This is a genomic window from Sphingobium sp. CFD-1, assembly GCF_024611115.1.
GTDB lineage: Bacteria > Pseudomonadota > Alphaproteobacteria > Sphingomonadales > Sphingomonadaceae > Sphingobium > Sphingobium baderi_A.
This window is the reverse complement of sequence record NZ_CP084398.1, coordinates 2797471-2810219: the sequence shown is the minus strand read 5'-3', so window position 1 is coordinate 2810219 and position 12749 is coordinate 2797471. Positions and strand designations below refer to the sequence as shown.

The 12749-nt window shown below is 61.0% G+C and carries 12 protein-coding genes and 3 pseudogenes; 12 read left to right on the top strand and 3 right to left on the bottom strand.

The window, feature by feature from the left end; translation table 11 throughout:
- Positions 1 to 63: 63 nt before the first annotated feature.
- The 7 genes from LDB26_RS14185 (at position 64) to LDB26_RS14155 (ending at position 7350) form a co-directional block, all read left to right on the top strand.
- A complete protein-coding gene (locus LDB26_RS14185; protein ID WP_257538882.1) occupies positions 64 to 774 on the top strand; it encodes a CoA transferase subunit A in 711 nt (236 codons plus the stop codon).
- Positions 774 to 1424: a CoA transferase subunit B gene (locus LDB26_RS14180; protein WP_062069031.1), complete on the top strand. Its 651-nt coding sequence runs from the start codon at positions 774 to 776 to the stop codon at positions 1422 to 1424. The genes LDB26_RS14185 and LDB26_RS14180 overlap by 1 nt, the downstream gene beginning before the upstream one ends.
- An 11-nt stretch (positions 1425 to 1435) precedes the next feature.
- Positions 1436 to 1876: an HIT family protein gene (locus LDB26_RS14175; RefSeq protein ID WP_062068032.1), complete on the top strand. Its 441-nt coding sequence runs from the start codon at positions 1436 to 1438 to the stop codon at positions 1874 to 1876.
- 54 nt (positions 1877 to 1930) lie between these two features.
- On the top strand, positions 1931 to 3226 hold the full coding sequence (locus LDB26_RS14170; protein ID WP_257538880.1) for a glycosyltransferase family 1 protein: 1296 nt from the start codon (positions 1931 to 1933) through the stop codon (positions 3224 to 3226).
- 97 nt (positions 3227 to 3323) lie between these two features.
- Positions 3324 to 4973: a beta-3-deoxy-D-manno-oct-2-ulosonic acid transferase gene (locus tag LDB26_RS14165; RefSeq protein ID WP_257538878.1), complete on the top strand. Its 1650-nt coding sequence runs from the start codon at positions 3324 to 3326 to the stop codon at positions 4971 to 4973.
- A complete protein-coding gene (locus LDB26_RS14160; protein ID WP_257538877.1) occupies positions 4954 to 6231 on the top strand; it encodes a capsule biosynthesis protein in 1278 nt (425 codons plus the stop codon). Before LDB26_RS14165 ends, LDB26_RS14160 begins: the two co-directional genes overlap by 20 nt.
- 12 nt (positions 6232 to 6243) lie before the next feature.
- Positions 6244 to 7350 (top strand): mannose-1-phosphate guanylyltransferase/mannose-6-phosphate isomerase, encoded by a 1107-nt coding sequence (locus tag LDB26_RS14155; protein WP_257538876.1) that lies wholly within the window; start codon positions 6244 to 6246, stop codon positions 7348 to 7350.
- A gap of 16 nt (positions 7351 to 7366) precedes the next feature.
- Here the strand turns inward: LDB26_RS14155 and LDB26_RS14150 are convergent, their stop codons facing one another.
- Entirely contained in the window at positions 7367 to 8212 is an 846-nt protein-coding gene (locus LDB26_RS14150) for a class I mannose-6-phosphate isomerase (RefSeq protein ID WP_257538875.1), read from the bottom strand.
- A gap of 116 nt (positions 8213 to 8328) precedes the next feature.
- Here LDB26_RS14150 and LDB26_RS14145 point away from each other — a divergent pair, with 116 nt between their 5' ends.
- Positions 8329 to 9135, top strand: a complete 807-nt coding sequence (locus LDB26_RS14145; RefSeq protein WP_062068022.1) for a phosphotransferase family protein — start codon at positions 8329 to 8331, stop codon at positions 9133 to 9135.
- Between the two features lie 40 nt (positions 9136 to 9175).
- Here the strand turns inward: LDB26_RS14145 and LDB26_RS14140 are convergent, their stop codons facing one another.
- Positions 9176 to 9505, bottom strand: a complete 330-nt coding sequence (locus LDB26_RS14140) for a hypothetical protein (protein WP_257538874.1) — start codon at positions 9503 to 9505, stop codon at positions 9176 to 9178.
- Positions 9486 to 10208 (bottom strand): ABC transporter permease, encoded by a 723-nt coding sequence (locus tag LDB26_RS14135; RefSeq protein WP_257542126.1) that lies wholly within the window; start codon positions 10206 to 10208, stop codon positions 9486 to 9488. The genes LDB26_RS14140 and LDB26_RS14135 overlap by 20 nt, the downstream gene beginning before the upstream one ends.
- A gap of 134 nt (positions 10209 to 10342) precedes the next feature.
- Between LDB26_RS14135 and LDB26_RS14130 the strand changes: the two genes are divergently transcribed.
- From LDB26_RS14130 to LDB26_RS14120, 4 genes and pseudogenes are all read left to right on the top strand, one after another.
- Entirely contained in the window at positions 10343 to 10756 is a 414-nt protein-coding gene (locus LDB26_RS14130) for a transposase (protein WP_257538873.1), read from the top strand.
- Positions 10723 to 11138: pseudogene (locus LDB26_RS21655) on the top strand (transposase). The gene LDB26_RS14130 and the pseudogene LDB26_RS21655 overlap by 34 nt, the downstream one beginning before the upstream one ends.
- A gap of 491 nt (positions 11139 to 11629) precedes the next feature.
- Positions 11630 to 12382 (top strand): annotated as a pseudogene (locus tag LDB26_RS14125) (IS5 family transposase); the annotation flags it as partial.
- Positions 12378 to 12701, top strand: a pseudogene (locus LDB26_RS14120) (IS701 family transposase); the annotation flags it as partial. The pseudogenes LDB26_RS14125 and LDB26_RS14120, both read left to right, overlap by 5 nt.
- Between the last annotated feature and the right edge of the window lie 48 nt (positions 12702 to 12749).

The window sequence follows — 12749 nt, the reverse complement described above, 5'->3', positions numbered from 1 at the left end:
AGCAAATTGACCGAATCCCTTCCTGTCCCTATGGCGTGAGCCTTGAACAGAAGAGGACGTGCGATGGTGAACAAGCTCTACCCTGATGCTGTATCAGCGTTGGAGGGCCTTCTTTTCGACGGGATGCATCTGTGCGCGGGCGGATTTGGCCTTTGCGGTATTCCAGAACGGCTGATCGACGCGATTCGGGACAGCGGGGTCAAGGATCTGACCATTGCCTCCAACAATGCCGGCATCGACGGCGAGGGACTGGGCAAGCTGCTGCGGACGCGGCAGGTGAAGAAGATGATCTCCTCCTATGTCGGCGAGAACAAGGAGTTCGAGCGGCAATATCTGGCGGGCGAACTGGAAGTTGAATTCTGCCCGCAGGGTACGCTGGCCGAACGCTGCCGCGCGGGCGGGGCGGGCATTCCCGGCTTCTACACCAAGACCGGGGTCGGCACGGCCGTGGCCGAGGGTAAGGAAGTCAAGAATTTCGATGGACAGGATTATATCCTCGAACGCGGCATCTTTGCCGACGTCGCCGTCATCAAGGGGTGGAAGGCCGATGAAAGCGGCAACCTGATCTTCCGCAAGACCGCGCGCAACTTCAACCAGCCGATGGCCACCGCCGCCAAGATCTGCATCGCGGAGGTCGAGGAAGTGGTGCCGGTGGGCAGCCTTGACCCCGATTGCATTCATCTGCCCGGCATCTATGTGAAGCGCATGATCGTCGGCGCGCCCTATGACAAGAAAATCGAATTTCGCACCGTTCGCCAGAGGGAGACCGCATGATGGCTGAGGAAACCAAAGGCTGGACCCGCGATGAAATGGCGGCCCGCGCGGCCAGGGAACTCAAGGACGGTTTCTATGTGAACCTTGGCATCGGCATCCCGACATTGGTGGCGAACCATATTCCGGCGGGCGTGGAAGTGACGCTCCAGTCCGAAAATGGCCTGCTGGGCATCGGACCTTTCCCGTTCGAGGGGGATGAAGACGCCGACCTCATCAACGCAGGCAAGCAGACGATCAGCGAACTGCCTAACAGCGCCTATTTCTCCAGCGCCGACAGCTTCGCCATGATCCGGGGCGGACATATCGACCTGACCGTCCTGGGTGCGATGGAAGTGGCGGAAAATGGCGACATCGCCAACTGGATGATCCCCGGCAAGATGATCAAGGGCATGGGCGGCGCGATGGATCTTGTCGCAGGCGTCAAGAAGATCATCGTCGTCATGGAACATACGTCCAAGGACGGTAGTCCCAAGTTCATTCCGGCCTGCACCCTGCCGCTCACCGGCAAGAATGTGGTGGACATGATCGTCACCGACCTGTGCGTGTTTCAGCGGCCGGACCATGACAGCCCGTTCAAGCTCGTCGAACTTGCGCCGGGCGTGACGGCGGAAGAAGTCGCCGCTAAAACTTCCGCTCATTATCTGAGCTGAAGGACCGCGCAATGAGCCTCGACGGCGTCTATGATGAAGGAAACCCCTTTTCCCTGATCCTTCAGGGCAAGCTGCCGTCGACCCGGCTCTACGAGGATGCACATACGCTCGCCTTCCTCGACATCCAGCCTCAATCCAGGGGGCATTCGCTGGTCATTTCCAAATGGTCCAGGGCGCGCAACCTTCTTGAAATGGAGGACGAAGCGCTCTGTCAGGTCATGGCAACGACCAGGAAGGTCGCAAGCGCGATCCGGGAAGCGCTGAACCCGGACGGCATCCACGTCGCGCAATTCAATGGCGCGCCAGCTGGGCAGACCGTGTTTCACATGCATGTGCATATCGTGCCGCGCTGGGAAGGCGGGCCGATGGGTTTCAGCGCGCATGCACAGGGCAATTTCGCCGATCCCGCCGAATTGCAGACCCTGGCCGAAGAGATTCGCGCCCGGTTTTGATATGCAATCGGAGGATCGGCGCTGTCCCGCGCATGGCAGAGGAATATCGCTGAAATGGCGCTCAAGCCCTTCATTGCCCCGGGCGCGCGTGTCGCCCTGCGTAGCAAGCCTGCCGGTCAGCGCATAGACGGGCAGCGGGGCGAAGCGGAAATCATTCTCGACATCTCCCGCCTTTTGTCGCGCTGTTTCCACCCGACGCCCACGGGCATCGATCGCGTGGAATATGTCTATGCGCGCGAATTGCTGGAGCGGATGCCGGATCGGCTGGCCTTTGCGGCGGTGCATCCGGCAGGCGGTTATTATGGGCGGTTGAATGGCGGAGCGGTACGCCAGTTTCTGGCCTTTACCGCCGCACGCTGGCGCAATGCGCGCGCCATGGATCAGAAGGAGGGGCGCGCGGCCATCGTCCGGCAACTCATTGCGCTGCGTCCCCGTCCGGTGCCGCGTGCGACCGGGCCGCGCGTCTATCTTCAGGTGTCGCCGCATCATCTCGACGATCATGGACAGGTGGACGCTATCCTGCGCGCGGAGGGTGCGAAATTCGTGACCCTGGTGCATGATGTCATTCCACTGAGCCATCCCGAATTTGCCCGGCCACAGGGCGCGGAGGAGCATCGCCGGCGCCTTCGCACTATCGATTCCTTCGCGAGCGGCATCATAGGCAATAGCCAGGCCACCATCGATGCGCTCGCGCCTCATCTGGCGGAGGGGCCGCGCAATCGTGTGATCCGTGTCGCTCATTTTGGAGCCGACCCGGCGGAACCGGCCGACGCCACCCGTCATAAGGTGCCCGATCGTCCTTATTTCATCTATATTTCAACCATCGAGCCGCGGAAGAATCATCTGCTTCTGCTGAACATCTGGCGCAGGCTGGTGGAACAGATGGGCGATGCCGCGCCCATGCTGGTGCTGGTGGGGCGGCGCGGCTGGGAAAATGAAAATGTCGTCGACATGCTGGAACGTGGTGAAATCCTGCGTGGCCATGTCATCGAAGCCGGACAGGTTTCGGACAGCGAGATGCAGGCGCTGACCCGGAACGCGCGGGCCATGTTGATGCCGTCCTTTGTCGAGGGATTCGGCATGCCTGTAGTGGAAGCCTTGGCGGCAGGCGTGCCGGTCGTTTGCAGCGATATCGTCGCGCATCGGGAAGTCGGCGGAGATGCGCCCGACTATCTCGATCCACTGGATGGCATGGGCTGGATACGGGTCATCCGGGCCTATAGTGTGGAAGGATCGCCCGAGCGGGCCGCGCAAATGGATAGGATCGCGGCTTGGTCCCCGCCGACATGGCGTGATTATTTCGACATAGTGGAAAATATTCTGGAAGATGTGACGGTGTCGGTTTCTTGACCTTGACGGTCCACACGTCCAAGGATGTCAACAGACCGGCGTTCGGCAAAAAATCGGCAATGTCATTCAAAGGACAGGTGAATAACCGGGGAATGCTGTGACAGTGCCGTCTTTCCTGCGATCTCCGCCTTTCCCGTCCACTGCGCCTGCCACGGCGGCGGTCAGCGCGCCTTTGCCTGTGGGCAGATCGGGCAAAGCTGTTTCCGACGCTGTGCTCGACAGCATCGCAGCCTCGCGAGTGGGCGGCGACTTTTGGGGGCATGCGGTTGAGGGCGTGAAGCTGGTCGCGCAGGCGGGTGTCCCGATCCCGCCCGAAAGGCTGGATGGACTGGACACCGGACAACTCGCGGTTATAGGAGGCGCGCCACCGGCGGAACTGGCTTCCTACGCCTGCAAGCTGCCGACGCCGTGCGACCCTTGGGTAATGGTTGAGCAGGCCGAAGCTGTCCACGCCCATGCAGAGGATGATATTGCCATTGTGGCGGGTCTGCTGGGCGTGCCGGTATTTGATGCCGATGCCCGGCCCATTGACCGGCAGCACCTGAAACTGGCTGCGCGCGATCGGATATCGGCGGCGAGCTATCGCAATTGCTTCACGGGCGAAGAGGCGGATGTGGAGCAGGTCGTGCGGCAACTGGCCGAATGGCGGGAAATTCTCCGTGCCAACAGACGCATTTGCGCCGCAAGCGGCATGGCATGGTGGAAGCGCGATGTCATGCGCGTTTTCCTGTGGGACGGTTTGCAATCTCCCCCTTTCCTGACGGCGGAAGAGGGGCTGCGGCGCGCGCGTGGGGAAAAAGGGGCGTTGGCCGTCTGGCCCTCTCGCGTGCCCGCTTCAACGGGCGATGCGGCAGCCGAGCAGGGCACGCCGCTGATCCGGATCGAGGATGGATTTCTCCGTTCGCGCGGCCTTGGCGCGGCCCTGCATCCCCCCGGCTCGGTCGTGGTGGATCAAACGGGCATTTATTATGATGCCCATGTCGGCAGCGATCTGGAAACGATCCTCGCGACCCATGATTTCCCGGAGGAGCTGGTGGCGCGGGCAGAGCGACTTCGGACGCGGATTTGTGCTGCGGGGATCACAAAATATGGGGCAGATGAAGGGCGGAATGTAGCCCTGCCCGAGGGGAAGAGGACGGTCCTTGCCGTAGGGCAAGTGGATGACGATCTGTCGGTGCATCTGGGCGGAGCGGGCGTCGCAGGCAATCTCGATTTCCTGAAACGCGTCCGCCAGGCGGAGCCGGATGCATGGATCGTCTATCGTCCGCATCCCGATGTCCAGGCCGGACACAGGGCCGGACATCTGAGCGACGCCACGGCATTGGAACATGCTGACAGCATCGACAGCGGCTCGCCGCTCCTGCAATTGGTCCAATCTGTTGACGAGGTGCATGTGCTGTCGTCCCTGACGGGCTTTGAAGCGTTGATGCGGGGCAGGCCCGTGACTGTGCACGGCATGCCCTTTTACGCCGGATGGGGGCTGACGCGCGATCTGGCCGCGCCAAATGGACGGCGTGGACGTCGGCTCGGCATAGATCAGCTTGTCGCGGGCGCTCTCATTCTCTATCCACGTTATGTTGATCCGGTAACACGGTTGCCTTGCGGTCCCGAAATCATGGTGAACCGGCTGGCGGACGGGTCGACGCCGTCTGTGAGCTGGCTCATCAGGCTGCGGGTGTTGCAGGGGAAGCTACGTAGATTGATGACTTTATCCGCAGAGTTTCTTCATGGCCGCCGCCCAGCTTAAGACCTTTCTGTTCCTTCAGGGCCCCCACGGCCCCTATTTCTACATGCTGGCCGATGCATTGTGTGAACGAGGGCATGAGGCGCTACGCATCAACATCAATGGCGGGGACAAGATCGACTGGCCGGGGCCGGGGGCGACCGATTATCGCGGAACGTTTCGCGGCTGGCCGCTCTTCTTCGATGATTTCGTCATCAATCATGGCGTTACCGACCTGATCCTCTTTGGCGATTGTCGGCCCTATCACGCCTCCGCGCACAAGATGGCCCGGCTGCGCGGCATAAGGGTGCATGTGGTGGAGGAAGGCTATATCCGGCCCGACTTTCTCACGCTTCAGAAGGATGGGGTGAACGGCAATTCCACCCTACCGCTCGATCCGCAATGGTATCGGGACCGGGCGCGGGATCTTCCTCCTGAAGGTGGGCGGAGCAACCCCATTCCCTCCACCTTTCGGCGCCGCGCGCAGCATACGATGCGTAATGGCCTGTCGGGCGCATTGATGCGTCCCTTGTTTCCTTTCTACCGCACACACCGGCCGCACAGCTTCGCGTTGGAATCGGTGGGCTGGTTCAACAAGTTGCTATGGCGGCAGACGGATCGACGCAAGGCGGCCGACAAGTGGGAGGAATTGCGCGGCCGTTCCTACTTCACGCTGCCGCTTCAGCTCAATTCCGACTATCAGATCCGCATCCATTCACCTTTTGGCGACATGCGCGCCGCACTGCGCTTCGTGCTCAAGAGCTTTGCCCGCTATGCGCCGGAGGATGTGGAGCTGGTGGTCAAGCGGCACCCGTTGGACCCGGGCCTTGTCGGTTGGGAAAGGCTGACCCGCAAGCTGGCGAAGCAATATGGCGTGGCCGACCGGGTGATCTATCTGGCCGATTGGGACATCGCCAAGGTCGTTCAGCGGTCTCTGGGCGTCGTGACCGTCAACAGTACGGTCGGCACGCTGGCGCTGAACACGGGCAAGCCCGTGGTGGTGCTGGGTCATGCCGTCTACAAGGTGCCTGGCATCGTGCATGAAGGTACGCTCGACGAGTTCTGGCGGCGGCCACAGGCACCGGATATGGCGCTTTATTCCGCTTTTCGCCGCGTGTTGATCGACCGTTGCCTCATTCGTGGCGGCCTGCTCAGCGACGAAGGATTGCGGATGCTTGTCGACAATGCGGTCGATCGGCTTGTGGGGGATCAGCAGGCTGCCATATCCCCTCTGGTTTATCTGCCTCATGTGCAAGAGCGCCGCATCGGCGGCGGTATCTGAAGCGAAAGATCGATGAGCGAGAGCGACGCAGCGAAGCGCGTGCAAGCCCCCATCTATCCCGTCATCCTGTCGGGAGGGGCGGGGACGCGCCTGTGGCCTTTGTCCCGGCCGGAAACGCCCAAGCAGTTCCTGACGCTGCTCGGCACCAGCACGATGATGCAGGAAACCGTCGCCCGCACGACTGGTCGTGCCGGGTTCGCATCGCCGCTGGTGGTATCGGGCGAGCGTCATGTGGCGCTGGTGGCGCAGCAGATCCGGGAGGCCGGAAGCGAACCGGCGGCGATCTTTCTTGAACCGGAAGGACGCAACACGGCAGGCGCGATCGCGCTGGCTGCCTATTGGCTGGCCGAACGGGATGGCGAGGCGTTGATGCTGATCATGCCGTCCGATCATGCGATCGCCGACATAGAAAGCTTTCACGGCGCCATAGCAGCTGCGTGTCCGGCGGCGCGTGCCGGGTGGCTGGTGACATTCGGCATTCGTCCGACTCACGCGGAAACGGGCTATGGCTATATCGAGGCGGGCGACGCGCTGGCGGATGTGCCGGGCGTGCATCGGGTCGCGGCCTTTGTCGAAAAGCCGCCGCTGGAAACGGCGCGTGCCCTGATTGAGACGGGACGGCATTGCTGGAATGGCGGCATTTTCCTGTTTTCCGCCCGCGCCTATGTGGGGGAACTGGAACGGCTGGCCCCGAAAGTGGCCGATGCCTGCCGATCGGCGATGCGCGCCGCGCGGGACGATGGCGATTATATTCGTCCCGATGCCGTGGCCTTTGGCGCATGTCCCAGCATCTCCATCGATTATGCGATCATGGAAAAGACAGACACCGCCGTGGTCGTGCCGGTCGATATGGGATGGTCCGATGTCGGCTCCTGGGAAGCGCTCTGGATGCTCAAGGACCGCAACGGGCAAGACAGCATTTGCGAAGGCGTGGCGATCGACATGGACGGTCGTGGCAATCTGGTCATCGTTGATGGCGGTCCGCCGGTAGGCACAATGGGGATGCGCGATTGCGTGATCGTGTCGACGGCGAAAGGCGTGCTGGTCATGCCGCGCGACCGCTCCGCCGATATTCGCGCTCTGGCCGAAGCGATGCTCAAGCGGACGGACGGGAACTGAAAAAAGGCTGTGCCGTTCAACGAAGACCCGGAACGGCGATCAGGGCGTTCCCTGCGCTCTGGGCATGCAATTCATAGCCTCCTTCGAGTATCCAGCACTGCCCCTGTCTCCATTGCGAGCCTGACTGATCGCGGCCCGTGCCTTCAAGCGGCACGAACCAGGCGGGGCCCGAGCTATTCAGCCCGATATGGTCGCCCGTCTGAAAGGCGATATGGTGAAGCCCGAAGGGGTTCCGATCTGCCGCCAGCAGTTCCCGCTTTTCACCGGCCGCGATATGCGGGACAGGCAGGTCGTAGCGTTCCAGCCGGGCGCAGGCGAGCGCCTGTTCGATATGGAGCGGCCGGTCACGGCCATAATCATAGAGGCGGTAGGTGATGTCGGCGTTGCGCTGAATCTCGACAAGCACGATATCGGCGCCAATGGCGTGGACGGTGCCAGCGGGGACCATGTAGAATTCGCCTGGCGAAACAGGACGCCAGGCAATCAGTTCTTCCAGTGTTTCATCGGCTATAGCGGCACGGACATCATCCTGTGTCACGGCATCGCGAAAGCCCAGGCCGATCATGGCGCCGGGCTTGCAGTCGAGGATATACCAGGCTTCGTCCTTGCCATGGACATGGCCGTCGCGCTGCGCGGTTGCATCGTCGGGATGAACCTGAATCGACAGGCGTTCGCTGGTCAGGATATATTTCACCAGCAGGGCTTGCCGTTCGGCATGTCCGGCGTCGAAAATCACCTCTCCGATACGCTCGCCACGCGCGCTTCCCAGCCAGGCCGGTAGGCTGTCCTTGCCCCATGGCTTGGCGATCGGGTGGGGGAGAAGCTGATGCATCAATTCTGCCGGGTGCATGATAGCGTTCATATAGAGCGCAAGAATGAGCAAGCGGTTAAGTGATAAGGCCGTGGCGCGCAATGGGATGCCTGGCGGATAAGGCGGCCTTGGTCTAAGGCAGGACCGCCGATATCGGAGTTCCGTTCATGGGAGAGGGTATTTCACTGCACTTTGTTACGCGGGGCGCGAGTTCGAGCGTCTACGCCATAGACGAGCGCGAAGTCGTGAAGCTGTTTCGTCCGGCGGTGTCGGGCGAGATGATCGAACGTGAAGCCTGGGCATCCCGGCGGGCGGTGGAACTGGGCATGCCGGCTGTTGCGTCATTGCGCGCGGTGACGATGGAAGATGCGCGGGGGCTGGTTTATCCGTGCGTGAAAGGGCGCACTTTGCTGGCAGCCATGCGGAAGCGGCCATGGCTTTCCGGCAGAATCATGGACTCCATGGCTCGATTGCAGGCGCGGATGCATGAAACACCGGCTACGTCCGGGCTGCGATATTTGAAGGATGTGTTGCGGACCGACATTATCTACGGTCCGGGGGGCAGTGCTCTCAAGGTCGCCGCGCTTGAACGGTTGGAAGATATGCCGGAGGGAGGCCAGTTGCTGCACGGCGATTTTCATATCGAAAATGTCATGGTCGACGGCGATGATCTGAAAGTGATCGATTGGTCCAAAGCAGCACTGGGCGATCCGGCGGCCGATGCCGTGCGAACGGAAATGCTGATGCGTTTCGGTGATGGGCCGGAAGACCCATTGACAGTTCTGTCCCGCGATTGGGCCGCGCGACGCTGGCGGGCAAGCTATTTGCGGGCAAGCGGTATGGATCGGGAACGGCTCGATGCGTGGCGGCCCCTGGTTGCCCTGGCTTGGCTACGATCGCGCAAGCCGATCCGGCAGCGGGCTTTCGAGCATTACATGAAGGACGCGGCAGGCAAAGCGGGCCTGCTGCGCTGAATATGCGTCTCCCTTGCCTGAAACGGCGAGGATAGGGGGCTCAGGGTCGGGTGAACCGATCCCGCCAAGCCTCCTTGGTTGTCAGCTTCTTACGATTCTCCCGATAGGCCGCTTGGAAATCCTCGTAATTTTCCATCAACCGCTTCATCACCGCGTCGAAGCGCTTGCGATTGGAAAAATAGCGGTCCCGGTCGATCCGGCAGATATATCCGGTCTGTGAACTCTGATCGAAGGTGATCGTCGAGCGGCGGCGGAAACTGTCCTTCGGATGCGCGCGCACGTCGAGCGGGAAAAGAACGGGCTTTCTGTAGAAATATCGGTCCGGCAACACATGACCGTTCAGGGTGAGCTTACGCAGCAGAGCGTACAAGCGGCCCTTGTGGCGCTTGGGGGGGCTCACGGGAAAAGGCCAGCGCCGTGAACAGCTTCTCATTGACGGTCAAGGCCGCCAGTTCGGCGCGCCGCCCGGCAAGGTCGAGATTATCTTCCCAGAACGGTTCTCCGGCAAGAATATCTTCCATCCCCATGATGAGCGCCTCAGCCGATTCATAGTGATAGGCGTCGTTGAACCGGTTGAAATAGGAGCGCATCATTCGGTTGATGCCGTTCTTGTCGAGCTTCAGATGGTCAAACGTCAGATGCAGGACCAGATGATAGCGCATGTCGAGATAAACCCTCATCGGCGACTGCTGGGCGAAGAAATCCTCCTGATGGCTGACGATGCCCGGGACGGTCAGAATGTCGAAATCATTCGGAGAGAAATAGATATCGTCTCCCGGACGAAGAAGGGAAATGGCCAAGTTTTTACTTTTGCGACGGGGTGCGTGAAAGTGCGATCCGAAAAAGCCGTCTCGCAACATTTCATTGGCATGGACGATGGGGATATAGAGGACGACCTGCCGCATCCCGTGCGGCAACGTGTCTACCAGAAACATTGCGCCGGACAAGGGATAGAGAATATAGATCATGGATGGCCAGAATTTGTTCACCAGCGGGGTCAGTTCAGACAACGCGCCGTGGGTGATGGACATGCCCATGGAGAACCAAGCAAGCAGGAGCCAGGCGAACACCACCTGCAATATGTTTTCCGGTGGCGAGATCTGGTTCTAGACCGTGTGGACGAATTTGGGGTTGAAGAGATTTTCCGATTCCCAAGATGAATCTGTTCTGATTCATAGGCTTCCGACTGTCATGGAGGTCGGAAGCGTTGTCGACACGGATGCGCGAGGAAGATTGGGAAAATGCGCTGCTGGTGTTCCGGGCGTGCCTGCCGCGCCGGGGACGCAAGGCGGCGGACGACCGGCGGTTTCTGGAAGCGCTGCATTTCTTCACGGTGGAGAATGTGCGCTGGCGGGCGCTTCCCAAGGAGTACGGCCACTGGAACACGGTGTGGAAGCGGTTCGACCGGTTGAGCAAGGCCGGGGTGTTCGAAGCCTTCTTCGATACGCTGGCCGCGATGAGCCCGTCAGCGCACCTGATCCAGATGTTCGATTCCACGGTCGTGCGCGCGTATGTGTCGGCAGCGGGTGCAAAAGGGGGCAAGCGGGCCAGGCGCTCGGTCGCTCGCGCGGCGGGTTCACGACCAAGATCCACGGCAAAGCGGACGGCTGCGGAGACCTGATCGCCTTCGACCTGACCGGCGGCGAAGCCTCGGACTGCACCCACTTCGAAACCCTGCTCGACATCGGGCCGGACATATCCCCACGCGCCGCCATCGCCGATAAGGGCTATTCCAGCAAGGCCAACCGGGCTGCCGCAAGGGCGCGGGGCATCGCTTCCGTCATCCCCCACAAGGCCAATGAAAAGAACCAGCCCGCCTTCTTCGCCAGAACCCTCTACCCAGAACCCTCTACAAGGCGCGCGGCCGTATCGAGCAAGGCTTCGGACGCCTCAAACGCTTCAAGCGCGTCGCTCTCAGATGCGAGAAAACCGCCGAAAACTTCAGATCAATCGTCAGCTTCGCCGCAGGCCTATGCTTGATCAAATTCGTCCACACGGCCTAGAAAAGCAGAAAGACCACGCATTACAGCGCGAAGGATGTGGTGGTGCCCGCCACTTCAAGCAGCATGCGCGCTAGATAGATATCGAGCATCTTCACGGGTCGATGTCGAAGTCGCGACTGATTGGGCTCAATGGCGTTGATGCACCGCCGCGACATATTACGCCAGAGCTGAATGCCCGAATAGCCCGTAATCACGAAGGAGACGATCGGGATATCGAAAATCTGGTGAAACCCCCGCGCCGTCCAGACCGCCGCGACGCATCATCGGTTCGACGAAGAGCTAGGAAGCCGATGTTGCGCCGCCCGTAACGAGTCAGCATTTCCCGCATCAGAAGTGCGCCGATGACACGGCGTTGGACCATCCATTGTTCAAAGAAAGTGCCACCCAGTCCCGGCGGTACGGGCTTGGTCATCAGCTGGACGGTTCGAGAAACTAGTGGCGGATAGCGGCGTAGGATGATTCACTGCCTTTGCGTGAGAGCGGAGGCGGCGATGGCGGGACAGCCTGGTTTCTTTGATCTTTCGGACCGGTACGAGGCGCTGAGCGCGGCAGGCGATCCACTTGAGCGCTTGGCCGGTGTCGTCGACTTTGAGGTTTTCCGGGGCCCGCTGGTGGCGGCGCTCCGGCGCAGTATTCGCGTCAAGGGCGGCCGCCCGCCATCTGACCCGGTGCTCATGTTCAAGATTTTGGTGCTGCAGGCGCTCTATTCCCTGTCAGACGAGGCCACCGAGTTCCAGATCAAGGATCACCTGTCGTTCCAGCGCTTCCTGGGACTGGGCCTCGATGGCACGGTGCCCGATGCTACCACGGTGTGGTTGTTCCGCGAGAAGCTCGTTCAGGCCAAGGCGATCGACAAGCTCTTCGCCCGCTTCGATGCCGCGCTTACCGACCGGGGCTATCTCGCCATGGGTGGGCAGATCATCGACGCCACCGTCGTGCCGGCGCCGAAGCAGCGGAATAGCGAGGAGAAGAAGGCCGCGATCAAGGATGGCCGGATCCCCGAGAGCTGGAAGGCAAGGTCGGCCAAACTCCGCCAGAAGGATCGCGATGCCCGCTGGAGCGTGAAATACACCAAGGCCAAGGTGAAGGAAGGCGCCGATCCCAAGGCGTTCAAGCCGGTGGACCTCGCCATCCCGATGTTCGGCTACAAGAACCACATCGGTATCGACCGGGCGCATGGGCTGATCCGCACCTGGGATGCCAGCGCCGCCAATGCCCATGACGGTGCGCGATTGCCGCAAATCTGGACTTTGGACCTGTGGCCTTCTGATCCGCCGCAATATCAGCGACGGCGATCTCGCTTTCTTCACAACCTAGTGCCTCGCCGGGACAGGCATCCAGGCGCTTGTTTCCGTCGAAGGTCATCGCTGGGCAATCGAAGACAGCTTCGAAACCGCCAAGAACGAACTCGGCCTTGATCACCACGACACGCGATCATGGCATGGCTGGCATCGCCACGTCTCGCTCGTGATGCTCGCCTTCGCCATGATGGCGGTGATCCGGTATCGCGCAAACTACGCGAGGCCCCCAAAAAGACTGAAGATGCCGACCATCAGGATCTGATCCGCTGGCCGATCCAGGAAGTCCGCCGGATCGCCAACAAGCTGGCCC